The following is a 22,534-nucleotide window of genomic DNA, read 5'->3' on the forward strand; positions in this document are numbered from 1 at the left end:
GGTGAAAGCTTCTTGCGTGTTCCGCTACGCCAAGGCGACATTGTTGTTGGCGATCGCGCCTACGCCCGTGCCCCGTCCCTTGAAAAGGTGGCAGCGGCGGGTGCCGACTTTATTGTGCGCACGGGCTGGACCAGTGTTCGGCTGACCACGCCCGACGGGCAACGGGTCGACTGGAACGCCATCTATGAGCCTATGCAGCCCGGTGAGGTTTGCGAGATGAACGTGCTCGTGGAGCATTCGGGTCGCAAGGGCCGAGGCAAGCCGCCCTTGCCGACAAGGCTCATCGTCAAGCGCAAGGATGAGAAGGCCACGCAAAAGGCCCAGAAGGCGGCAAAGCGGGGCAATCAGCGCCGCTGCAGCAACAGGCTGCAGCCGATGACCCTCATTGCCGCAGGCTTCGTCATGCTGCTGACCTCGGTCCCGGCCGATGAATTGACGGCCGACGAGGTTCTGCAGACCTATCGGCTGCGCTGGCAGGTCGAACTCGCCTTCAAGCGGCTCAAGAGCGGAATGGGCATCCATAAGCTTCCCGCGCGAGATGAGCGGCTCGCCCGAAGCTGGCTGACGGCCCACCTGATCCTGGCCCTGATGATCGACGAGGCCGTCACCGACGTTCTCGACTCTCCCCCCCGTGAAGACCAAACCACGCACGGCGCAATCGCTGTCCCTTTGGAGGCTGCATAGTCTCCTGCGTTCTGAAATCCTCAACGCCATACTGAGGGTGATGCGGCCGGGAAAAATCCTCACCCGCGTCACCGAAATCATTCGTCACGTCTGCGACCCACCAAGACGGCGCAAAAACCAATCCGCCGCAGCAAGGATAGCTGCCATGCCCTAAGTTAGCGCTTATGGGACAGCGCCCCCCTCTGGCCTGCCGGCCATCTCCCCCTCAAGGGGGGAGATTGGCAGCTTCGCCGAAAGCGCCCTTCTTTGGAGACTAGCAAAAGCCGAAGTGACATCCAATCTCCCCACCAGAGGGGGAGATGTCCGGCAGGACAGAGGGGGGCGCGACGGATCGCGGCGGGTCGGTTCTACTTCCCACTCACCGCCTGCTGATAAACATCGGGCTTGAACCCGACGAGAACCCTGTCGCCAAGTTCCAGCACCGGACGCTTGATCATCGTCGGTTTGGCCAGCATCAGCGCCTTGGCCTTCTTCTCGTCCAGGCCCAGTCTGTCCTCGTCCGACAGTTCACGGAACGTTGTGCTCGCCTTGTTGAGCAGAATTTCCCAGCCGACCTTGCCTGACCAGCCGTTCAGCCGATCCGCGTCAAGGCCGTCTGCCCTGTAGTCGTGAAAGCGATAGGCAACATCGTGGCTCGCCAGCCAGGAACGCGCCTTCTTGACCGTATCGCAATTGGTGATGCCGTACATGGTGATCGTCAAAACGCGTCCTCGGACCAGTCGAATCTGACGGCACCCTAAAACCGCGCCTCTCACTTTTCCAGCGGCCTCGCCGGCCGTCTGCGATTTTCGCGCTTGCCAATAGTAAGGAATCTTCCTAACTATTTCCCGAGCTAATTTTCTCACGAAATAGCCGATGCAAGGAAACGACATGACGGGCCTGCAGACCGAAAGCCCCCCGCCCATTGACGGCATTTTCCGGGCGCTCGCCGATCCGACCCGGCGACGCGTGGTCGAGCGACTGAACCGAAGCCCCGCCTCGGTCAGCGAGCTTGCCCGGCCGTTCGAGATGGCCCTGCCATCCTTCATCGAGCACCTCAGGGTTCTGGAAGGCTGCGGGCTGGTGCATTCGGAAAAGGCCGGCCGCGTCAGGACCTACCGGCTCGCGCCGGAGCCGTTGAAGCTCGCGGAAAACTGGTTGGCCGAGCAGCGTGCGCTGTGGGAGCGCCGTCTCGACCAGTTCGACGACTACGTGCTGAAACTCAAGGAGACAGACAGATGAATATGGTCCCGTTGTTCCAACCCGATCCGAAGCTCGACCTCGTGCTCCAACGGACGATCGAGGCGCCGCGAGAACTGCTGTGGATGGCCCTGACGAGACCCGAGCATGTCAGCCAATGGTTCACGCCGAAGCCGTGGATCATCACCGATTGCGAGATCGACCTGCGGCCCGGCGGCCTGTTCCGCACCCGCATGCAGTCGCCCGACGGCAAGGAGGTCAACGATAGGCGTTGCTGCTACCTCGAGATCGTCCAGGACGAGCGGCTGGTGTGGACCGATGCGCTGCTGCCCGGCTACCGGCCGTCAGGCGACCCATTCATCACAGCCGTCATAGCGCTGCAATCGCATGGCGAGACGACGCGCTACACCGCCACCGCCATCCACCGCGACGAAGCCACGCGCAACAGCCACGAGGAGATGGGCTTCTACGACGGCTGGGGCACGGTGGCGGATCAGTTGGCCGGCTATCTCAAGACGATCTGAGGCGACCCTGCTTCGCACTCACATTGCGGCCACGCAATCGTTGTGGCCGTTCAGCCGAACGCCGGTGCCGAAGGCACCAACGCTCGGAACAAATTTCGATGGTTGGCGCAATGCCAGATGTCGAAGGCTCAGGCGCCGTAGCCGATGATGCCCTTGATCTCGAGGAAGTCGTGGATCGCCCAGTCGGCGTATTCGCGGCCGTTGCCGGACTGCTTGTAGCCGCCGAAGGGCGCGAACGTATCCCATTCCGGATAGTTGATCGACACCTGCCCGGCGCGCAGCCGGCTGGCAATCTTGCGGGCGTGGTCGATATCCCCGGACTGCACATAGGCAGCCAGGCCATAGACGGTGTCGTTGGCGATCTTCACCGCATCATCATCGTCATCGTAGGAGATGACCGACAGGACCGGCCCGAAAATCTCCTCCTTCTCGATGGTCATGCCAGGCCTGACGTGGCCGAAAACGGTCGGTCGCACATAGTAGCCACGGTTGAGGTGCTCCGGCCGGCCGGGGCCGCCGGTGACCAGCGTCGCACCCTCGGCGATACCGGCCTCGATCAACCGCTGGATCTTGTCGAACTGGATGTTGCTGACCACCGGCCCGAGCTTGGTCTCCTCCGAGCGCGGGTCGCCGACCTTGTGCCGTTCGGCGGCCTTCCTGGCGATCGTCAGCGCCTCGTCGTGACGGGCGGCCGGCACCAGCATGCGGGTCGGCGCATCGCAGGACTGGCCGCTATTGCCGAAGCAGGCGTTGACACCCTTGCGCACCGCCGTCTCGAAGTCAGCGTCGGGCAACACGATGTTGGCCGATTTGCCGCCCAGCTCCTGCGCCACGCGCTTGACGGTCTCGGCCGCCGTCTTGGCGACGATGATGCCGGCCCGGGTCGACCCGGTGAACGAGACCATGTCGACGTCGGGATGGCCAGCCATGACCTGGCCGACATCCGGACCGGTGCCATTCACCATATTGTAGACGCCCTTCGGCGTGCCGGCGGCGTCCATCACCTCGGAAAAGATGATGCCGCTGATCGGCGCGATTTCGGAAGGCTTTAAAACGACGGTGCAGCCGGCGGCGATGGCCGGCGCCACCTTGCAGACTATCTGGTTGAGCGGCCAGTTCCACGGTGTAATCAGCGCGCAGACGCCGATCGGCTCCTTGACCACCATGGTGGTGCCGCGCTTCTCGCTGAACTCGTAATCCTCCAGCGCCTTGATAGTGGCTTCCATGTGCGCCCTGCCCGCCCAGGCCTGCGCCTCGCGCGCCCACCTGATCGGCGCACCCATTTCCTGGCTGACCGCCTGGGCGATGTCCTCGTAGCGCTCATTGTAGACTTCGAGGATACGCTTCAGCAGCTTCAGGCGCTCGGCCTTGGTCGTTTGCGAAAAGGCCGGGAATGCCGCCTTGGCTGCAGCCACGGCCTTGTCGACATCGGCTTTCGAGCCGACCGAGATTTTGGTGTAGGCCTCTTCAGTGGACGGATCGATCACATCCAGCGTTGCCGGAACCACGGGGCCGACCCATTTGCCGCCGATGAAAAAATTGAGATGATTGCTCATGGGCCGTGCTCCGGTTTTCTGGAAATGAGTGAGACTAGCTAGGCAGCATAGGGCAGTTGGCACCACGGCGCAGGCTGATATGCGCCACGTCGCCGACGCTGAATTGAAAACCCTCTGTCCGGCGCGGCGCGTCGATCACCACCTGTGTCCCCTGCCCCAACTCTGCATGAAGGCGCAAGGTGCGGCCGTGAAAGACGATGCTGTTCACCCGCACCGGTGCAGTACCGGCCGCCGCCTCGGTCGTGGCCAAAAGGTCCTCCGGACGCACGCCAATGGTGCGCACCGTGCCCTCGCCAGGCAGCTCGCCTTTATCCGAAATCGCTTCCAGCGGCAGAGCGCCGGCGATGAACCGCAAGCGCTCGCCGTCACGGCCGACAAAGCGCGACTGCAGAAGGTTCATGGTGCCGATGAAGCTGGCGACGAATTTGGTGGCGGGTCGATCGTAAAGGGTCGCCGGCGGCGCAATCTGCTCTATGCGGCCCTTGTTCATGACGACAATGCGGTCTGAGATCGACAGCGCCTCGGTCTGGTCGTGCGTGACCATGACGAAAGTGGTGCCAAGCCGCGACTGCAGTCGCTTCAGTTCGACCTGCATCTGCTCGCGCAGATGCGCGTCGAGCGCCGACAGCGGCTCGTCGAGCAGCAGCACACGCGGCTCGCAGACGATCGCGCGGGCAAGCGCGACGCGCTGGCGCTGGCCACCCGACAATTCCGACACGCGGGCGCCGAGCTTTTCAGCAAGGCCGACCATGTCGAGCGCTGCGCCGACGCGCTTTGCCTGTTCGGCACCGGAGAGCTTGCGCAGCGACAGGCCGAAGCAGACATTTTCGGCAACGTTCATGTGTGGGAACAGCGCGTAGTCCTGGAACACGGTATTGACGGGACGGCCGAAGGGCCTGAGCGCCGTGATGTCGCGGCCTTCGAGCAGGACCCTGCCGTTCGACGGGCTCTCGAAGCCGGCGATGACACGCAGGCTGGTGGTCTTGCCGCAGCCGGACGGTCCGAGCAAGGTCAGGAACTCGCCGCGGGCAATGTCAAGATCGACGGCGTCGAGCCCGATGATGCCGCCGGGGAAAATCTTGGAGACCTTGTCCAGCCGGACGAGCGGATCAGGCGCCATCGCGAACCTCGGACGGTTTGGTCGTGTTGACCCACAGGATCTGGCAGCGCTCGCTGCCCGGATTGCGGAAGGCATGCAGCAACGTGCTCTTGAAGGCGAAGCTGTCGCCGGCCTTCAGCCCGTACCTGGTCGAATCGACCACCAGCTCGACCTCGCCGGACAGGACGAAGCCGAATTCATGGCCGGCATGAGCGTAGGCTTCGGCGGTGCCGCCACCGGCTTCCACGGTCACCAGCATGCCGGTCAGCGTGGCGGCCGGCGGCGACAGCAGCGCCTTGGCGATGCCTTCCGACTTGACCGGGATCTGACGCCGGCTGTTGGCGCGCACACAATAAAGATCGTTGCCGACATCATTGCCGTCGGCGATCAGCGCCGACGGCTCTACATCGAGGGCGGCGGCAAGCGGCCAGATCACGCGGACCCGCAATGACGACATGCCGCGCTCGATCTGGCTTAGCGCACCTATCGAGACACCGGCTTTGGCGGCAAGTTCGGCCAGCGAGAGATTGCGCTCCAGCCTGAGCGCCCGCACGCGCCGGCCGACCCTGACGTCGGCGTCGTCCTTCGGCTTCTCAGCCGCTTCGTCCAGCATGTCCATTCGTTCGTCCTTGTTACAGTATTTTTGGCCGGCGCCGCGCGGTCTTTCCTTCTCCCCCTTGTGGGAGAAGGTGGCCGAGCGAAGCTCGGTCGGATGAGGGGTGTTCCAGAAAACACCAACGCCTCATTCCTTCCAACACCCCTCAACCGTCTTGGCGCTGCGCGCCAATCCACCTTCTCCCACAAGGGGAGAAGGAAGAGCGAACTCAGCCGCCTGCCTTGACCTTCTCGAACATCTTGGCGAGTTCGTCATTCTGTTTCATCGGCCCGGTGAAGATCGTGGTCTTCAGCATCACCTCGGGATCGGACGGCAGCTGCAGTTTCTCCAACTCCTCCTTTGGCACGGCGGCGAAAGCCGAGCTGGTCGAGCTGCCATAGCCGTAGGCCTGGATCAGATACTTTCCGGAATCCGTCTCCAGCCGGCTGTTGATGAAGTCATAGGCTAGGTCGACGTTCTTGGCGTCCTTGAGCATGACGAAGCCGCAAGCCCAGGTCAGCATGCCTTCTTTCGGCTTCATGAACTCGACAGGCACGCCCTGCTTCTTCAGCGAGGTGGCCGAGGCGTTCCAGGTCATGGCCGCGACCAGCTGGCCGCTCGCCAGTGCCTGTTCGACCGAGGTCATGTCGGTGGTGTAGTTCGAGAGCAGCGGGCGCTGCTCGCGCAGTTTCTCCGCCACCTTGTCCATCTGTTCCGGTGTCATGTCGAATGGATTGACGCCGGCCAGAAGGGCCGCCACCACCGGTGTGTCGTGGACGGCATCGATGGTCGCCATGCGCCCGGCATATTGCTTGTCCCAGAGCAGATTCCAGCTGGCTTCCGGGTTCTTCACCAGATCGGTGCGGTAGAGGATCGAGGTATTGCCCCAGTCCCACGGCACCATCCAGACCTTGCCGTCGCCGGCCTGCAGGTCGGGCAGGTTCTTGAAGACCGGGAAGATCGAATCCCAGTTCTTGATGCGCTTGGTGTCGATCGGCTGCAGCAGGCCTTCCTTGTTCCAGCGCGCCACCTTGTCATAGCAAGGGTGCGCGACATCGGGGCGGAAGCCGGCCTTGACCTTGGTGAAGGCGTCATCGTCGTCGCCAAACATCGAGGCTTCGACGCCATCAGGGTGCGCGGCGAGGAAGCTCTTGTTGAAGTCGGGCAGCTCGTAACCCGACCAGGTGAAATATTGCAGCTTGTCGCCGGCAAAGGCGACAGTCGATGCAAGCGCCAGCGCGAAGGCGGCCAGTCCGGTTTTCGCTGTCTTTGTCGTTATCGATTTCAAGTCGAATGCCATTGCAGTTCTCCTCTTTCGGTTTCTTCTGGTTTTGACAGGCTGGCGGGCGCTGGCCGCTGAGCGGCGGCAAGCCCGCGATGGCGCAGGATTTCGGCGAGTGCGGCGATGACGAACGACACGGCCAGGATCGCCGTGCCGAGCGCCATGACGGTCGGCAGCGATTTCGGGAAGCGCAGCTGGCTCCAGATATAAAGCGGCAGCGTCGGCTCGGTGCCGGCAAGGAAGAAGGCGACGATGAACTCGTCGAACGAGGTCAGGAAGGCCAGCATGAACGCCGAAATAATGGCGGGCAGGCTGAGCGGCAGCATCACCCGTCTGAAGGTCGTCCAGTCCGAGGCGCCGAGGTCGAGCGCTGCCTCGCGGATGGTCTTCGGGATGGCGGCGAAGCGGCTGCGCATGACCACCACCGTCGTCGGCAGCGCCACCAATACATGGCCGAGCACAATGGCAATGCGTGACGGCCCGAAACCGGCGAGATTGACCAGGATCAACAGCGAGATGCCGACGATGACGCCGGGGATCAGGATGGGCAGCCGCGCAATGGCACTGATCGTGGCGGCCAGCGGCGAGCGGCCGTAGAGGTCCATATAGGACACGGTGATGCCGCAGAGTGTTGCGCCGGTGGCGGCAATGGCGCCGATGACGAGGCTGGTGGCAAGCGCACCGGACAGCGCCGAATTGCCGACCAGCGTGCCGTACCATTCCAGCGTGAAGCCTTGCAGCGGAAATGCCGCCTGGATCGAATTGTTGAATGAAAACAGCGGGATCAGCAATATCGGCAGATACAGAAACACCAGATAGGCAAGGACGTAGGCTCCGAGCCAGCCGCCGCCTTGCTTTGCGTCCAGGCGCGCCGTGTTCATGTGCGGCTGCCGTATCGCCGGTCGGCGAAGCGCACCACCAGCACCACGGCGAGAATGACCAGCATGACGGCGACGGCGAGTGCGGCGCCGAACGGCCAGTCATTGGCCTTGCCGAACTCGGCCTGGATCAGTGTGCCGATCATTGTACTGGCAGGGCCGCCGACCAGCGCCGGCGTCACATAATCGCCGACGGTCGGCACGAAGACGACGAGAGCGGCCGCCAGCACGCCCGGCATCGAATTGGGCAGCACGATGCGGCGGAAACTGGTGAATGGTTTTGCGCCGAGATCGGAAGCGGCCTCGAGCAGCGATTTCGGGATGGTGTCCAGCGCCACATAGATGGGCAGGATGGCGAACGGCGCATAGGCGTGGGCAAGCGTGACGACGACCGCTGCCGGCGTATTCAAGAACGCCAATGTCGGCTCCGACCAGATGCCGCTTTCGATCAGCGCCGAGTTCAGCACGCCATTATAGGCAAGCACGATCTTCCAGGCGAAGACGCGCAGCAGATAGCTGGTCCAGAACGGCAGGGTCAGCAGGAACAGCAGCAGCCCACGCCGCCGCCCGGCATGGAAAGCCAGATAGTAGGCAACGGGATAGGCGGTGACGACGGTTGCCAGCGTCACCAGCCCGGCGATGCCCAGCGAGCGCAGCGTCACCGTCCAGTACAGCGGATCGGTGGCCACAGTGACGAAATTCGCAAGGGTGAAACCAGCCCCCAGCAGCGAGCCGTCATTGCCGCGAAAGGCGAGAAAGAACACCAGGCCGAGGGCGAAAAGGATCAGCAAGAAGGTGACCAACCCGCCGGGCAGCAGCATGGCGAAGCGAAAACCCGGCGAAGACCGGGTTTCCGGCAGCGGCTGCGTTGCGGCGATGGTCGACATCGACTACCCATCATAATTTGAAATCGACTAAACTTTTTTCATATTCGTGAAGCTGTCAAGCTGTTTCACGCTTGGGCATGAACGTCAGCGTTCGAAGGCGTCCAGCATCCGGTACCAGGCGATCGTCGCGGCAACGCCGACCTGCCGAAACGCATGAAACGGGATCGGCCGGATCGGCGAGACCGGGAACGGCAATTGCCTGGTGTCGCCGCTCGACAAATAGGAGGCGATGCGCTCGCCAAGCGCGGTCATCAGGCCGATGCCGCGGCCCTGGCAACCGACGACCGCCAGCAGGCCCTTCTCTGGCTCGTGGATATGCGGGAGATGGTCCGGCGTCATTGCCACCCGGCCGAACCAGCGCTTTTCAATGGCAATGTCTGACAGCGCCGGATAAAGCCGCAGCAGCGCGCGTTCCAGATGCGCCCAGTCGGCCGGGCCGTTCGGCAAAGCCATGCGGCCGCGCCCGCCGAGCACCAGCCGGCCGTCGGCACTCTTGCGATAATAGACGAGGATGCGGCGCGAATCCGACACCGCCTGCCCTTCCGGCAGGATCGCCGCCGCGAGATTGGACGATAGCGGCGCTGTCGCGATCTGAAAGGAATGCAGCGGCACGATCGTCTCGGCGAGGCCGGGGAGCAGGTCGCCGGTATAGGCGTTGGTCGCCAGAACGACCGCCTTGGCCTGGAGTTCGGCGCCGCTTTCCGTAGAAACGTGCCAAAAGCCAGCATTCTTGCTGATCTGCATCACGTTCTGGCGCTCGGCGATCTTTACGCCCGCCGCTGCAGCGACGCGCGCCAGTTCCGACGTGTAGGCGAGCGGATCGATGACACCGGCGCGGCGATCGAGCCAGCCGCCGAGATAGCCTTGCGCGCCGGTCATCGTCGCGATCTCCGTCCCGCTCAGCAGCCGGACATCGGCGCCGCGGGCGCGCCACTGCCGATCCCGGTTCGCCGCCGCTTTCAGCGCGGTCTCGGTATGCGCGGCCTGGATCCAGCCATTGCGGACGAACGGCACCGCCAGTCTTTCGTCGCGGATCAATTCGAAGACGGTGTCAGCGGTCGAGGCGGCAAAGTTGACGAGCGCTTCGCCGCGTTCGAGACCAAAATGCTCCAGCAGCCAATCCGGATCGTATTTCAGGCCGGGAATGACCTGACCGCCGTTCAGGCCGGATGCGCCATTGCCAATTTCGCCGGCCTCCAGCACCTGGACAGCAAGGCCGAACCGGGCAGCGTGCAAGGCTGTCGACAGCCCCATGATACCGCCGCCGACGATAACGACATCGACGCATTGGCCGGCGGGAAAAAGCGACTGGAACGCGGTGGCTGTCCGCGGCTTCTGCCAGATTGGATCGGAAAACCGTACGGGCAAGCGTCACCTGGAGATTTCAGTAGGTGAAAACCCTAGCGACGGTTTCATTATTTTGAAAGAGCGTTTTCCGTCGCCGTTGGCGCACGTCAGGCTCGATCAAGGTCCAGCGATGCGAAGACCGCTTGAAAGAATTGACAAAGCTCGCCCTGCAAGCGGGATAGACCTTTGGCGGGAATTTGTTGAAAGTGCCGCGGCCGAAGGACAAGACAACAGGAAATGTAAGCCATGACGAACGCCACACATTTGCCCGCCGAAGGCCTCTTCGTGGGCCGCGCCCGGGCGAGCGATGCTTCCCATCCGCTGGTGGTCACGGTGCGTGACGGCACGGTCTTCGACATCACGTCAAATGTGGCGCCGACCGTGCGCGACGTTTGCGAATTGCCGGATCCGGCGGGGCACGTCCGCTCGGCCAAGGGGCGGCCGATCGGCCCGCTCGATGCCATTGCCGCTAACAGTTTCGAGACAGCGCGCGATCCGGGGAAACCGTATCTGCTGTCCCCCGTCGACCTGCAGGCGATCAAGGCATCTGGCGTCACCTTTGTCGTCAGCCTGCTCGAACGGGTGATCGAGGAGCAGGCGCGCGGTTCGGCGGAAAAGGCCGACGCCATTCGCGCCGACATCGCCGGGCTGATCGGCCACGATCTGTCGAAGCTCAAGCCCGGCTCGCCGGAAGCGATGGAGATCAAGGCCAAGCTGATTGCGCGCGGCGCCTGGTCGCAATATCTGGAAGTCGGCATCGGCCCCGATGCCGAGATCTTCACCAAGTGCCAGCCGATGGCCTCGGTCGGCTTCGGCGCCGATGTCGGCCTGCATCCGGTTTCGACATGGAACAATCCGGAGCCGGAGATCGCCATGATTGCCGCCGGCAGCGGCAGGATTGTCGGGGCGACGATCGGCAACGACGTCAATCTGCGCGACGTCGAGGGGCGCTCGGCGCTGCTGCTCGGCAAAGCCAAGGACAACAACGCTTCGGCAGCACTTGGCCCCTTTATCCGGCTGTTCGATGAGACATTTTCCATTGGCGACGTGAAGCAGGCGATCGTACGGTTGAAAGTCGAAGGCGAGGATGGGTTCTCGCTGGAGGGCGCCAGTTCGATGGCCGAGATCAGCCGCTCGCCGGAAGAGTTGGTCGCCGCCGCCATGGGGCCACATCATCAATACCCCGACGGGCTGGCGCTTTATCTCGGCACCATGTTCGTGCCGTCGAAGGATCGGGGCGAAACAGGCAAGGGCTTTACCCACAAGGTCGGCGACATCGTCACCATCTCGTCGGAGAAATTCGGCGCCTTGGTCAACCGCGTGCGGCTGTCGCCCGACTGCCCACACTGGACCTACGGCGCCAGCCACCTGATGCGTGACCTCGCAAGGGCCGACCTCATCTAGTCCCGCAGCCTAACATCCGATAGATTCTAGAATTCTCTGATTGGAATACCTGCTCGTCGGCATTCGGGAGAGTCCATTGATCGTCGCTCTTGAGGGCAAGACCCTTGTCGTTACCGGCGGAACGCAAGGGCTTGGCGAGACCATCGCCCGGCTGGCCTCAGCCGACGGCGGCGAAGGGATCGCCATTGTCGGCCGCAATGCCGAGCGTGGCAGACGCATCGCCGAAGAGCTTTCACGACCAAGCCGGCCCGTCGTCTTCATCCAGGCCGACCTTGGAGATCCGGCCGCGCCTGCAGCTGTCATGGCGGAAGCGATCAAAAGACTCGGCCGCATCGATTGTCTGGTGAACGCCGCGGCCCTCACCGACCGGGCCTCGCTGGAAACTGGCACAATCGACGACTGGGACAGGTTGTTTTCCGTCAATGCGCGCGCGCCGTTCTTCCTCATGCAGGCGGCCGTAGCCGACATGAAGACACGGCGGGCGGCGGGCGCCATCGTCAACATACTGTCGGTGAATGCGCATTGCGGTGCGCCGGACCTTGCCATCTATTCCGCAACCAAGGGCGCGCTTTCGACGCTGACCAGAAACATTGCCAACGCGCATCTTTCCGATCGCATCCGCGTCAACGGCATCAACATGGGCTGGGTAGCGACGCCGGCCGAACAAGAGATGCAGGCGCGCACGCTGGGCAAGGGCGAAAACTGGGCAAAGATTGCCGCCGCCGGCCTGCCGCTTGGTCGATTGCTGACCATGGACGAAGTCGCCCAGCTAACGCTGTTCCTGCTCAGCGACGCCTCCGGGCTGATGACCGGGACGCTTATCGACCTAGAGCAATACGTGCTCGGCGCGCCGCCGCGCAGCATTGCATGACGGTCGCAAGGCCGATCGTCGGCCGCCTGGAAAATATCAGCCAAACTGATGCAATCTGATGGGATTGCTGATGGCGTGGTGCCTTGCGCCAACGTCCATTGGCAATCGAGGCTTGCCATCGATCGAAAAAGGGAATGCTCTAATGCGCCCAGGTCGACGCTGGCAAATGCGATCACGGCTTTGGCCGCGCACGGTTTTTGGCCGCGATCGTCGTCGGAGGAGGAGTTCGGTTCAAATGGGAGGAAATCAAATGCTGACGAGGCTAAGACTGCTTGTACTTGGCTTGATGGTGGCGCTGGCCATTCCGGCCGCGGCACAGGCCAAGACGTTCTACTGGATTTCGCATGGCGGCCCGGCCGATCCGGTCTGGACATACTTCCTTGCCGGCGCCAAGCAATGGGCGGCGGACACCGGCAACACCGTCAACACGTCGTTCCACAATGGCGACGTGGCGTCGCAGCAGGAGGCTGTTCGCGCCGCGATTTCCGCCAAGGCCGACGGCATCACCACGACCAGCCCTGATCCGGGCAGCCTTGTCGAGATCGCCAAGGAAGCGCGGGCGGCGAACATCCCGATCATCAACTTCAACACGCCCGACCCGAAGGCGGATTTCAACGCCTATGTCGGCGGCGACAACGTCACCTTCGGCAAACATTGGGCGCAGTATCTGGTCGACAAGGGCCTTGTGAAGAAGGGCGACTTCGTCTGGATGCCGGTCGAGATTCCCGGCGCCACCTATGGCGTCCAGGAAGAGGAAGGCATCAAGAGCGTGTTCGAGCCGCTCGGCATCACCTATGAAATCACCGAAGCGACGCTCGACCAGGCCGAAGTGATCAACCGCATGGTCGATTACCTCACCGCCAACAGGGCCAAGGTCAAGGCGGTTATCGGCCTCGGCGACCTTGTCACCGGTTCGATCAAGCGGGTGTTCGACCAGGTCGGCGTCAAGCCGGGCGAAATCCCGGTCGTCGGCTGGGGCAACTCGCTCGACACCACCCAGGAAGTGCTTAACGGCTACGTCAATGCCGCGCAGTGGCAGGATCCGCAGGCGACCAGCTACGTCGCGCTCTCGCTCGCCAACATGGCGGCGAGCGGTATTCCGCCCGGCTTCGACGTGATCACCGGCGCGCTCTACGAGAAGGACACCGCGGCAGTCTACGACAAGATCCTGTCCGGCAAATAAATCCGCGATCGAGTTGGTCACGGCCGCTTCGGCGGCCGTGACTGTCTCATCATTCCGCCGAAGCCGGTTGCGGTCGCGGCCAAATCCAATCCTATCGCGGGTCCAAGGTGGAAAATCGTTCTCTTATCCAACGCTCGATCGCGCGGCCCGAGTTCGGGCCGTTTGTGCTGCTCGTCGTCGAGATCGCCGTGTTCTGGGGCATCAACCACGACTTCCTGTCGCCGCAAAACATCTCGAACACGCTGGCCTTCACGGTCGAGCTCGGGCTGATCGCGCTGGCGATGACGCTGTTGATGACATCAGGCGAATTCGATCTCTCGGTCGGCTCGGTGTTCGGCTTCTCGCCGGTCCTGATGTGGACGTTGTTCAACAGCGGCGTCGCCTCGCTGGAAGCCGCCTTCGTCATTGCGCTGGTGGTCGCTGCGTTCATTGGACTGGTCAATGGCTGGTTCGTGACGCAGCTCAAGATCCCGTCCTTCCTGGTGACGCTGGGCATGCTGCTGGTGGTGCGCGGCACCGCTTTGTTCGTCACCAACGGGTTTCCGCAGCGGACCTGGAGCGCCGAGGGCAGCTGGCTGGCGGAAGCGCTGGTCGGCGATTTTTTCATCGGGCCGTTCCGTATCTACATGTCGCTGTTCTGGTTCATCGCCGCCGCAATCGCGCTCGGCTACGTTCTGACGCAGAGCCGGACAGGCAACTGGATCCAGGCGGCCGGCGGCAACCCGAGTGCTGCAAGGGCGCGCGGCGTCAATGTCAGCGGTGTCAAGATCGGCCTGTTCATTCTGTCGTCGATCCTGGCCTCGCTGGCCGGCGTCATCTCCTCGCTGCGCACCTCGGCGGCCAACCCCAACAGCGGCACCGGCTACGAGCTCGAAGTCATCGCCATGGTTGTGATCGGCGGCACGGCGCTGACCGGCGGGCGCGGCACAATCATCGGCACGGTGCTCGGTATCCTGATCCTGCGCGTGATGCGCAACGGCATCGTGCTGATCGGCGTGCCCGGCCTTGCCTATAATATTTTCATCGGCGCCATCATCCTCGGCATGATGGCGCTCCATTCATGGCTGGAACGCCGGCATCAGGCAGGGACTTGAACCATGGCCGAACCGCTTGTCCGCATGGAAAATATCCGCAAGTCCTATGGCCGCGTGCAGGCGCTGGTTGATGCCAATTTCCATGTCAACGAAAGAGAGATCGTCGGACTGCTCGGCGACAACGGCGCCGGCAAGTCGACGCTGATCAAGGTGCTTTCGGGCGCGGTCCCGCTGACCAGCGGCGACATCTTCATCCGCGGCAAGAAGGTGAATTTGCGCAGTACCAGCGACGCCATCGCCCATGGCATCGAGACGATCTACCAGGACTCGGCGCTGGTGACGCAGCTGTCGATCGCCCGCAACCTGTTCCTCGGACGCGAGCCGATCAAGCCGCCGCGTTTCCTCAACCGCATGGACCAGGAGGCGATGAACGTGGTTGCCCGTGACCTGCTCAAGCAGGTCGGCATCTCGAAGAACATCCCGCCGACGACGCCGATCGGCTCGCTCTCCGGCGGCGAGCGGCAGGCGGTGGCGATTGCGCGCGCCATGCATTTCGACAGCGATCTCATCATCCTCGACGAGCCGACCAACAATCTCGGCGTCGCCGAAACGCAAGGCGTGCTGAGCTTCGTGCGCAGTGCCCGCGATTCCGGCCATTCCTGCATCTTCATCGCCCACAACATCCATCATGTCTTCCAGGTGGTCGACCGCATCGTCGTCATGCGCCGCGGTAAGGTGGTCGCCGACGATATCGACCCGAAGAAGACCAGCGTCGCCGAAGTCGAACGCGTCATCACCGGCATGTCGGACAAGGAGATCCATGACGCGCTGGTCGAGGGCACGCAACGGCCCAGCTGAGCAGCCGGGGGTCGGCCTGATCGTCGAGGCACTGGATCGCATCGCCACATGGTTGCGACATGAAAGCCACCGTTTCGGATATTGCCAGGAGCTGCGGCCTGTCGACCGCGACGGTCGACCGTGTGCTCAACAACCGGGCGGGAGCCAGTGCCGCCAACCGGCAGCGCGTGATGGAGGCGGCCAAGCAGCTCGGCTATCTGCCGGTCGTCGACCAGGTCGCGTTGCCCTCGCGGCCGGCGCATCTCGAATTCTTCCTGCCGATCGGCAGCAATGCCTTCATGGCCGATCTGGCCAGACACATCGAGGATTATGCGGCGCGCCTGCCGCTGGTCGCCTCCTGCCGCATCCACAAGCTCGCCGGCATCTCGCCGAGCGCCTTGCAGGCGGCCGTCGAAAACCTCTCGCTCAAGGCGAACGGCGTCGGCGTCATCGCCATCGATCATCCGAGAACGCGCAACATCTTGCGCGAGATCGTCGAGGCCGGCATCCGCCTGGTCACGCTGGTGTCCGACGTTCCGGGCGCACCCCGCTCGGCCTACGTCGGCATCGACAACCGTGTGGCCGGACGAACGGCGGCGCTGCTGATGGGACGGTTCCTCGGCGGCCGCCAGGGCCATCTGGCGATGGTCGTCGGTTCACGCTCCTACCGCGGCCATGAGGAACGCGAGATGGGCTTTCGCTCCGTGCTCGGCGAGGAGTTCCCCAATCTGACCGTCACCAGCGCCGTCGAGATCAACGATGAGCCGGAGGTCAGTTATACCGCGACCATGAAGGCGCTGCACAACGAGCCGGAGCTGCTCGGCATCTATTGTATCGGCGCCGGGCGCTCGGGCGTGGCAAAAGCATTGCTCGAAGTCAGGCCGCAGACGAAGCCGGTGTTCATCTGCCATGATCTGACGCGCGAGACGCGCGGCTATCTGGTCGACGATCTGCTCGACGTCGTCATCGACCAGAATGCGCGGCTGATCGCCGAACAGTCGGTCATTCGCCTGCTCGGCTCGATCGCCTCGTCGGCGCCCTATCTGACGCGGAAATTCATCGAGCCGCGCCTGATCTTCAAGGAAAATGTCCCGGTGCAGTGATGTCGCGCGAGGCGATGGCTCGGGCCAGTGGATCGTTAAAATTCGGTTGATACCGCAAATCTGCACATCACCTATGCAACTTTTGTGGTTGCCGAATCATTGGGCAATCGATAGTTTCGCAGGTGTCGGCCATCTACTCCTCCCAGATGCGATGCCGACGCTGAGTGCGGTACACCTCCTCCCGTGCCGTATTCGAAATCGAGCCCGCTGCCACCTCCTCCCGGCAGCGGGCTTTTTTTGTTTCGGCTCCGGGATAGCGGCCAATGCTTGCGGTCGGGACAGCACCGGACACGTTTGCTGATCCGCGGATCGATGAGCTTCGCTGCGACCGCCGCGGCTTTGTCGGGCAGAATCCTGTCACACTTGTCACTCTCACCGGTTCGCCGGCGGCCCTATCCTGCCTCACGACCAGCAATCAACGCCGCGCCGGCCATGGTGCGGAGGATCGGCACAGGAGACGCGAGATGGCACATCGCGATGGGACGAGACATCACCCGGCGGCGCGGCCCGCAATCGAAACGCCACGTATCGTTTCGCCGCTTGCGAGACTATCTGGCCCTGAAAGACGTGATCAGGCCTTCCGCCATGCGGACGAACTGCGCGCTCGGGCCCTCGGCGCCGACGCTTTGCAGGCTGACGCGGGCGCCCTCGAGCAACAGCGACAGCGTGTCCGCAAGAAGCTCGGCCTGTCCGATGCCGGCATCGCGACACAGCGAAACCAGCCGCTCGCGCTGCGCTTCCTTGAGTTCCTTGATCACTTGCCTTGCCGGATGATCCGCCTCGCTCAGCTCGATGGCGGCGTTGGCCATGTCGCAACCGCGGCGGTCCGACATCAGGCAATCGGCCGCCATCCGGACCCAGGCATGCAGCTGCGCCAGCTTGTCGCCCGGATTCTCAGCCTCGAACTTTTCCCACATCGCGTTGGCGCTGCAGGCGGTTGCCCGCAGACATTCGATGATCAGGTCGTCCTTGGACTCGAAATGCCGGTAGAGCGTCATCTTGTTGGTGCCGGCGGCCTCGGTGATGGCGTCGATGCCGACGCCGCGAATGCCATGCTTGTGAAACATGTCCCGTGCCGTCTCCAGGATCCTGTCCCGGGGGCGAACACGCTCCACAACAACGTCTGTCATCAAAACCTCCGTGATTGCGTTTCCCGAAATTCCCTCGGTGCACCTCTTGACTAGGGTGTTACCGGTCTGTAACGTTAGAGATGTTACTTACCTGTAACACCCGCATTGCATCATGTCAAACTCGCAAGTGCCGGCCATCAGCCCTGCCCCGATCGGCAAGGGGACGAACCGCACCTCACGGCCTCGGCCGGCGAGCAAGAAAACACCAGATCCGCGGCTTGCCGCGGATACCAAAAACCAGGAGCCGCTTCGATGTCGCAGCGCAATGATCTGACGATCGATGAAGTCGTAAGGGATCCGATGATCCGCATGCTGATGAGGGCCGACCGCGTCGACCCGCGGTCCTTCGAGGCGATGCTGCGTGCGCTGGCGGACGAACAGGCCGAGCGCCGCAATGCGCCGCGCCGCCTTGAAGATTTCGGCTTTCTCGAAGATTCCGGCTCAACACGCAGCCGGCGGCTTTCCAGGGTAGCCAGGGCGTTTGGCCGGGCCAGAGCATCGGGCGAGGCGTGCATATCATGGTAAACTTCTTCATTCATCGTCCGATCTTTGCGTCGGCTATCGCCATCATCATGGTGCTCGCCGGAGCGATCTGTTATTTCCTCCTGCCCGTCTCGCAGTTTCCCGACATCACGCCGCCCCAGGTCGTGGTCAGCGCCCATTACCCGGGCGCCAGCGCGCAGGTCGTCGCCGACACGGTGACGACGCCGCTCGAACAGCAGATCAACGGCGTCCAGGGGATGACCTATATGTCGTCGTCGAGCTCCAATGACGGCTCCTCGACGATCACCATCACCTTCGACGTCGGCTACGATCTGAGCACGGCGGCCGTCGACGTCCAGAACCGCGTTTCGCAGGCGGCTTCCTCGTTGCCGGCCATCGTCAATCAGGGCGGCGTGACGATCAAGAAGCAGAACCCGAACTTCGTCCTGATCGTCGACCTCACCTCGCCGGACGGTTCCGTCAACCCGGTCGCGCTGAGCAATCTCGCCTATCTGCAGGTGGTCGATCCGCTGAAGCGCCTGCCCGGCGTCGGCGACGTGCAGATCTTCGGCGAGCGGCGCTATTCGATGCGCATCTGGCTCGACCCCGACAAGCTCGCCAATCTCGGCATTACTGCCGTCGACGTGCAGAACGCCGTCGCCGAGCAGAACGTCCAGGTGGCGGCCGGCAAGATCGGGCAGTCGCCGGCTCCGGCCGGCACCGCCTTCGAGATGCAGGTCAACGCCGTCGGCAGGCTGAGCGATCCCAAGGAGTTCGGCGACATCGTCGTGCGGGCCAATACCGCCAACGGCTCACTGGTCAGGCTGCGCGACGTTGCGCGCATCGAGCTCGGTGCGCTGCAATATTCGTCGTCGGCCTTCTTCGGCAAGGACCCGACGGTGGTGCTCGCGGTCTACCAGATGCCGGGGTCCAACGCGCTCGATCTGCAGCAGCGCGTCAAGGACAAGATGCAGGAGCTGTCGGCCCGTTTCCCGAAGGGCGTCAGCTACGCCATGCATTACGATACGACACGTTTCGTTTCGGCCTCAATGCACGACGTGCTGATCACGCTCGGCGAAGCGCTGGTCCTGGTCGTCGCCGTGGTGTTCATCTTCCTGCAAAGCTGGCGCACCACGATCATCCCGACGATCGCAATTCCGGTGTCGCTGGTGGCGACGCTGGCCGTCATGCACATGCTTGGCTTCTCACTGAACATGCTCAGCCTGCTCGGCATGGTGCTGGCGATCGGCCTCGTCGTCGACGACGCCATCGTCGTCGTCGAGAATGTCGAACGCCAACTTGAGGCCGGCCTCAAACCGCTGGCTGCCACGCGAACGGCGATGGCCGAGGTCACTGGCCCGATCATCGCCACGACCGCCGTGCTGATGGCTGTGTTCGTGCCGGTTGCCTTCATTCCCGGCGTGTCCGGCCGGCTCTACAACCAGTTCGCCCTGACGGTGGCGATCTCCTTCGGCATCTCGGCCTTCGTCTCGCTGACGCTTACCCCGTCGCTCAGCGCGGCCTTCCTGCGCCACCGGCCGGAAACACAGTTCGTGCTGTTCCGCTGGTTCAACATGGGCTTCGAACGGCTGGCGCATGCCTATGCGAATGGGGTCCGTATTCTCATCCGCCTGCGCTGGATCATGCTCGGCGTGTTCGCGGCCGGACTTGTCGCGACCTATTTCGTCTGGCAGCGCCTGCCCTCGACCTTCCTTCCGGTCGAGGACCAGGGCTATTTCTTCGTCGTCATCCAGCTCCCCGACGGGGCCTCGCTGGAACGCACCGACGCGGTGGCGCAAAAGGCACGCGACATCCTGCAGAACACGCCCGGCGTCGACATCGTCGGCTCGATCAGCGGCTTGAACTTCCTGACCAGTGCCGCGCAGTCGAATTCGGCGGTCGAATTCGCTATCCTGAAGCCATGGGACGAACGCGGCCCCGATCAGAGCGCGTCTAAGCTCGTCGCCGACGTGCGCAACAAGCTGCTGCAAATTCCGGAGGCTTTTGCGCTGAGCTTCGACCCGCCGTCGATCCCGGGCATCGGCACCACCGGTGGCTTCGAGTTCCAGGTCGAGGACCTGACCGGGCGCGGCAGCGTGGCGCTCAACGATGCGACGCAAGCCGTGATTGCCGAGGCGCGCAAGCAGCCGGAGCTCAACCCGCAGCAATTGTTCTCGTCCTTCTCGACCTCGACGCCGCAGTTCAACTACGATCTCGATCGCGCCAAGGCGAAGCTGCTCGGGCTCAACCTGCCGGACGTGTTCAATACGCTGCAGATCTATCTCGGCTCGCTCTACGTGAACGATTTCAACCTGTTCGGCCGCACCTTCCGGGTGACGATCCAGGCCGACAAGGACTCTCGCGCCGGTCCGGCCGACATATCGCGGCTCTATGTCCGCAATGCGTCGGGTGGCATGGTGCCGCTGAGCACGCTGGGCAAGCTTGTGCCCGTCGTCGGCCCCGAGACCGTGCCGCACTACAACAACAATGCGTCGGCCCTGATCAATGGCGGCGCCGCGCCCGGCTTTTCGTCCGGCCAGGCGGTGGCGGCAATGGAACGTGCCGCTGCCACGGCATTGCCGAGAGATTTCGGCTACGAATGGACCGGTATCACCTATCAGGAGCTCAAGGCAGGATCGATCGCATCCGTCGTCTTTGGTCTCGCGATCGTCTTCGTCTTCCTGATCCTCGCCGCGCAATATGAGAGCTGGGCGATGCCGTTCATGGTGCTGCTGGCGGTGCCGCTCGCACTGTTCGGTGCATTCGTCGTGCTGTGGCTGCGCGGCATGCAGATCGACGTCTATTCGCAGATAGGCTTCGTCATGCTGATCGGACTGGCGGCCAAGAACGCGATTCTGATCGTCGAGTTTGCCCGGCGCCGGCGCGAAGAAGGCCTCAGCATCGTCGACGCCGCGATGGAAGCGGCGCGGCTTCGGCTGCGACCGATCCTGATGACCGCCTTCGCCTTCATCCTCGGCGTGCTGCCGCTGATGTTCGCTACAGGTGCAGGTGCGGCGAGCCGGCAGTCGATCGGCACCACCGTCTTTGGCGGCATGGTCGCGGCGACGATCCTGTCGCTGGTGTTCGTGCCGGTCTTCTATGCGGTGATCGAGCAGCTGCGCGAGCGCCGCAGCGAGAGCGAACCGGTTTCCGAAGCGACCGAACAACCAACTGCCGAACCCGCCTTCGAGCCATTGGCCGAAGCGGCTGAATAGGACTGGAGAATTGATCATGCGTAAATGGAAAATCGCGCTGGGAACGGCCGTCGCCCTTGGGGCAATTTCGGTGGCGAGCGTTCACCTGCTCGACATGGGCAGCCTCAGCCTCAACGCCGGCACAGCCGGGGCGGCAACCCCCAAGCCGGAAGCCTTTGTCATGCCGGTGCCGGTGGTGAGCGTCGTCAAGAAGACGATCCCGATCTATCTCGACTACGCCGCCCGGGTGGAGTCGATCCGCAGCATCACGCTGCAGGCGCGCGTGCCGGGTTATCTGCAGGAGCAGGTCGCCACCGACGGCAGCGACGTTGCGAAGGGCGACCTTCTCTACAAGATCGCGCCGGAGGATTTCCAGGCTGCCCTCGAGCAGGCGAAGGCGCTTATCCAGCGCGACACGGCGACGCTCGATTATGCGCGCTCCAATCTCGGGCGCGGCAGCGAACTCGTCAAGAGCGGCTATCTCGCCAAGGACGTGTTCGACCAGCGCACCAGCACCTTGCGTGAGGCTCAGGCCTCGCTTGCCGTGAACCAGGCCGCCTTGCGGACCGCCGAGCTCAATTTGAGCTATACCGAAATCCGTGCCCCGTTCGCGGGACGCATCGGACGCAGCCAAGCATCCGTTGGAACGCTGGTCAGCGTCGCCGGCACGGTGCTCAATTCGCTGGTGCAGCTCGATCCGATCTACGTCACCTTCAATCCGAGCGAAACGGACCTGACACAGATCGAGGAAGCCCGGGCCGCGGGACCGATCAGTGTCGACGTCCTGCTTCCCGGTGAAACGGAACCGCGCCAGAAGGGCGATCTTACCTTCATAGACAACACGATCGATCGCTCGACCGGCACGATCACGGCACGGGCGACGGTCGGCAACGGCAAGTTCACGCTGCTGCCCGGCCAATATGTCCGCGTCCGGCTGCACGTCAAAGAGCAGCCCGATGCGCTGATGGTACCGCAGACGGCACTCGGCTCAGGCCAGCTCGGCAAATATCTCTATGTCGTCGGCAAGGACAACACGGTCGACCAGCGTATCGTTTCGCTCGGACCGACCAATGGCGATCAGGTCGCCATCTTGAGCGGTGTGGCCGAAGGCGACCGGGTGATTACCGGCAATCTGCAGAAGATCGGCCCGGGAATGCCGATCTCGCCGCTGCCCGAGAAACCGGCCACCTGATAACCCCCATCAGGTTCCGGTCCCGCGGCGCCCTCGGCTCCCACGCCAAGGGCGCCGTTTTTGCTGATGTTT

At 63.2% G+C, this 22,534-nt stretch carries 21 protein-coding genes; 12 read left to right on the top strand and 9 right to left on the bottom strand.

Going from position 1 to position 22,534, the window contains the following annotated elements:
- The coding region (locus NKJ28_RS04935; protein WP_352634345.1) for a transposase at positions 1-684 on the top strand (684 nt) is incomplete at its 5' end.
- 347 nt (positions 685-1,031) lie between these two features.
- Here NKJ28_RS04935 and NKJ28_RS04940 read toward each other — a convergent pair.
- Positions 1,032-1,385: an ArsC family reductase gene (locus NKJ28_RS04940; protein ID WP_352569430.1), complete on the bottom strand. Its 354-nt coding sequence runs from the start codon at positions 1,383-1,385 to the stop codon at positions 1,032-1,034.
- A gap of 169 nt (positions 1,386-1,554) precedes the next feature.
- On the opposite strand from NKJ28_RS04940, the gene NKJ28_RS04945 reads away from it, so the two are divergent.
- Positions 1,555-1,905 carry an ArsR/SmtB family transcription factor gene (locus NKJ28_RS04945; protein WP_352569429.1) on the top strand — a complete coding sequence of 117 codons (351 nt, stop codon included), beginning with the start codon at positions 1,555-1,557 and terminating at the stop codon, positions 1,903-1,905.
- Positions 1,902-2,387 (top strand): SRPBCC family protein, encoded by a 486-nt coding sequence (locus tag NKJ28_RS04950; RefSeq protein WP_502896663.1) that lies wholly within the window; start codon positions 1,902-1,904, stop codon positions 2,385-2,387. Before NKJ28_RS04945 ends, NKJ28_RS04950 begins: the two co-directional genes overlap by 4 nt.
- 128 nt (positions 2,388-2,515) lie before the next feature.
- Here the strand turns inward: NKJ28_RS04950 and NKJ28_RS04955 are convergent, their stop codons facing one another.
- The 7 genes from NKJ28_RS04955 to NKJ28_RS04985 all read right to left on the bottom strand — a co-directional run bounded on the left by NKJ28_RS04955 (position 2,516) and on the right by NKJ28_RS04985 (position 10,052).
- Entirely contained in the window at positions 2,516-3,943 is a 1,428-nt protein-coding gene (locus tag NKJ28_RS04955; RefSeq protein WP_352569428.1) for an aldehyde dehydrogenase family protein, read from the bottom strand.
- Positions 3,944-3,977: 34 nt separating this feature from the next.
- The gene (locus NKJ28_RS04960; RefSeq protein ID WP_352569426.1) at positions 3,978-5,063 is read right to left on the bottom strand and encodes an ABC transporter ATP-binding protein; all 1,086 of its coding nucleotides are present in this window, start codon (positions 5,061-5,063) and stop codon (positions 3,978-3,980) included.
- Entirely contained in the window at positions 5,053-5,661 is a 609-nt protein-coding gene (locus NKJ28_RS04965; protein WP_352569425.1) for a cupin domain-containing protein, read from the bottom strand. Before NKJ28_RS04965 ends, NKJ28_RS04960 begins: the two co-directional genes overlap by 11 nt.
- Before the next feature lie 205 nt (positions 5,662-5,866).
- Positions 5,867-6,937 carry an ABC transporter substrate-binding protein gene (locus tag NKJ28_RS04970; RefSeq protein ID WP_352569423.1) on the bottom strand — a complete coding sequence of 357 codons (1,071 nt, stop codon included), beginning with the start codon at positions 6,935-6,937 and terminating at the stop codon, positions 5,867-5,869.
- The gene (locus NKJ28_RS04975; protein ID WP_352569421.1) at positions 6,922-7,800 is read right to left on the bottom strand and encodes an ABC transporter permease; all 879 of its coding nucleotides are present in this window, start codon (positions 7,798-7,800) and stop codon (positions 6,922-6,924) included. Before NKJ28_RS04975 ends, NKJ28_RS04970 begins: the two co-directional genes overlap by 16 nt.
- A complete protein-coding gene (locus NKJ28_RS04980; RefSeq protein ID WP_352569420.1) occupies positions 7,797-8,684 on the bottom strand; it encodes an ABC transporter permease in 888 nt (295 codons plus the stop codon). The genes NKJ28_RS04975 and NKJ28_RS04980 overlap by 4 nt, the downstream gene beginning before the upstream one ends.
- A gap of 84 nt (positions 8,685-8,768) precedes the next feature.
- Positions 8,769-10,052, bottom strand: a complete 1,284-nt coding sequence (locus tag NKJ28_RS04985; RefSeq protein ID WP_352634349.1) for an NAD(P)/FAD-dependent oxidoreductase — start codon at positions 10,050-10,052, stop codon at positions 8,769-8,771.
- Positions 10,053-10,277: 225 nt separating this feature from the next.
- On the opposite strand from NKJ28_RS04985, the gene NKJ28_RS04990 reads away from it, so the two are divergent.
- From NKJ28_RS04990 to NKJ28_RS05015, 6 genes are all read left to right on the top strand, one after another.
- Positions 10,278-11,435 carry a fumarylacetoacetate hydrolase family protein gene (locus NKJ28_RS04990; protein WP_352621196.1) on the top strand — a complete coding sequence of 386 codons (1,158 nt, stop codon included), beginning with the start codon at positions 10,278-10,280 and terminating at the stop codon, positions 11,433-11,435.
- Positions 11,436-11,511: 76 nt separating this feature from the next.
- A complete protein-coding gene (locus NKJ28_RS04995) occupies positions 11,512-12,306 on the top strand; it encodes an SDR family oxidoreductase (RefSeq protein WP_352569416.1) in 795 nt (264 codons plus the stop codon).
- A gap of 250 nt (positions 12,307-12,556) precedes the next feature.
- The gene (locus NKJ28_RS05000; protein WP_352455167.1) at positions 12,557-13,489 is read left to right on the top strand and encodes a substrate-binding domain-containing protein; all 933 of its coding nucleotides are present in this window, start codon (positions 12,557-12,559) and stop codon (positions 13,487-13,489) included.
- Positions 13,490-13,596: 107 nt separating this feature from the next.
- Positions 13,597-14,583, top strand: coding sequence for an ABC transporter permease (locus tag NKJ28_RS05005; protein ID WP_023674041.1), 987 nt, complete (start codon positions 13,597-13,599; stop codon positions 14,581-14,583).
- A gap of 3 nt (positions 14,584-14,586) precedes the next feature.
- Positions 14,587-15,381 carry an ATP-binding cassette domain-containing protein gene (locus tag NKJ28_RS05010; RefSeq protein ID WP_352569415.1) on the top strand — a complete coding sequence of 265 codons (795 nt, stop codon included), beginning with the start codon at positions 14,587-14,589 and terminating at the stop codon, positions 15,379-15,381.
- 59 nt (positions 15,382-15,440) lie between these two features.
- Complete coding sequence (locus NKJ28_RS05015) at positions 15,441-16,463, top strand: LacI family DNA-binding transcriptional regulator (RefSeq protein ID WP_023674039.1); 1,023 nt, start codon at positions 15,441-15,443, stop codon at positions 16,461-16,463.
- Between the two features lie 548 nt (positions 16,464-17,011).
- Here the strand turns inward: NKJ28_RS05015 and NKJ28_RS05020 are convergent.
- A complete protein-coding gene (locus NKJ28_RS05020) occupies positions 17,012-17,593 on the bottom strand; it encodes a TetR/AcrR family transcriptional regulator (RefSeq protein ID WP_352569411.1) in 582 nt (193 codons plus the stop codon).
- A 252-nt stretch (positions 17,594-17,845) separates the two neighbouring features.
- Here NKJ28_RS05020 and NKJ28_RS05025 point away from each other — a divergent pair, with 252 nt between their 5' ends.
- From NKJ28_RS05025 to NKJ28_RS05035, 3 genes are read left to right on the top strand one after another with little or no spacing between them, the layout of a single operon-like run.
- Positions 17,846-18,118, top strand: coding sequence for a hypothetical protein (locus NKJ28_RS05025; RefSeq protein WP_352569409.1), 273 nt, complete (start codon positions 17,846-17,848; stop codon positions 18,116-18,118).
- Positions 18,112-21,291 (top strand): efflux RND transporter permease subunit, encoded by a 3,180-nt coding sequence (locus NKJ28_RS05030; protein ID WP_352615187.1) that lies wholly within the window; start codon positions 18,112-18,114, stop codon positions 21,289-21,291. Before NKJ28_RS05025 ends, NKJ28_RS05030 begins: the two co-directional genes overlap by 7 nt.
- Positions 21,292-21,307: 16 nt before the next feature.
- Entirely contained in the window at positions 21,308-22,462 is a 1,155-nt protein-coding gene (locus NKJ28_RS05035; RefSeq protein ID WP_352634353.1) for an efflux RND transporter periplasmic adaptor subunit, read from the top strand.
- Positions 22,463-22,534 lie beyond the last annotated feature (72 nt).

The organism is Mesorhizobium sp. M0145, from assembly GCF_040322355.1.
Classification (GTDB): Bacteria; Pseudomonadota; Alphaproteobacteria; order Rhizobiales; family Rhizobiaceae; genus Mesorhizobium.

Bases quoted from the DNA above. Each gene is read 5' to 3' on its own strand.
- NKJ28_RS04945 (WP_352569429.1), top strand. From the start codon at position 1,555: ATGACGGGCCTGCAGACCGAAAGCCCCCCGCCCATTGACGGCATTTTC.
- NKJ28_RS04950 (WP_502896663.1), top strand. From the start codon at position 1,902: ATGAATATGGTCCCGTTGTTCCAACCCGATCCGAAGCTCGACCTCGTG.
- NKJ28_RS04955 (WP_352569428.1), bottom strand. From the start codon at position 3,943: ATGAGCAATCATCTCAATTTTTTCATCGGCGGCAAATGGGTCGGCCCC.
- NKJ28_RS04960 (WP_352569426.1), bottom strand. From the start codon at position 5,063: ATGGCGCCTGATCCGCTCGTCCGGCTGGACAAGGTCTCCAAGATTTTC.
- NKJ28_RS04965 (WP_352569425.1), bottom strand. From the start codon at position 5,661: ATGGACATGCTGGACGAAGCGGCTGAGAAGCCGAAGGACGACGCCGAC.
- NKJ28_RS04970 (WP_352569423.1), bottom strand. From the start codon at position 6,937: ATGGCATTCGACTTGAAATCGATAACGACAAAGACAGCGAAAACCGGA.
- NKJ28_RS04975 (WP_352569421.1), bottom strand. From the start codon at position 7,800: ATGAACACGGCGCGCCTGGACGCAAAGCAAGGCGGCGGCTGGCTCGGA.
- NKJ28_RS04980 (WP_352569420.1), bottom strand. From the start codon at position 8,684: ATGTCGACCATCGCCGCAACGCAGCCGCTGCCGGAAACCCGGTCTTCG.
- NKJ28_RS04990 (WP_352621196.1), top strand. From the start codon at position 10,278: ATGACGAACGCCACACATTTGCCCGCCGAAGGCCTCTTCGTGGGCCGC.
- NKJ28_RS05000 (WP_352455167.1), top strand. From the start codon at position 12,557: ATGCTGACGAGGCTAAGACTGCTTGTACTTGGCTTGATGGTGGCGCTG.
- NKJ28_RS05010 (WP_352569415.1), top strand. From the start codon at position 14,587: ATGGCCGAACCGCTTGTCCGCATGGAAAATATCCGCAAGTCCTATGGC.
- NKJ28_RS05015 (WP_023674039.1), top strand. From the start codon at position 15,441: ATGAAAGCCACCGTTTCGGATATTGCCAGGAGCTGCGGCCTGTCGACC.
- NKJ28_RS05020 (WP_352569411.1), bottom strand. From the start codon at position 17,593: ATGACAGACGTTGTTGTGGAGCGTGTTCGCCCCCGGGACAGGATCCTG.
- NKJ28_RS05025 (WP_352569409.1), top strand. From the start codon at position 17,846: ATGTCGCAGCGCAATGATCTGACGATCGATGAAGTCGTAAGGGATCCG.
- NKJ28_RS05030 (WP_352615187.1), top strand. From the start codon at position 18,112: ATGGTAAACTTCTTCATTCATCGTCCGATCTTTGCGTCGGCTATCGCC.
- NKJ28_RS05035 (WP_352634353.1), top strand. From the start codon at position 21,308: ATGCGTAAATGGAAAATCGCGCTGGGAACGGCCGTCGCCCTTGGGGCA.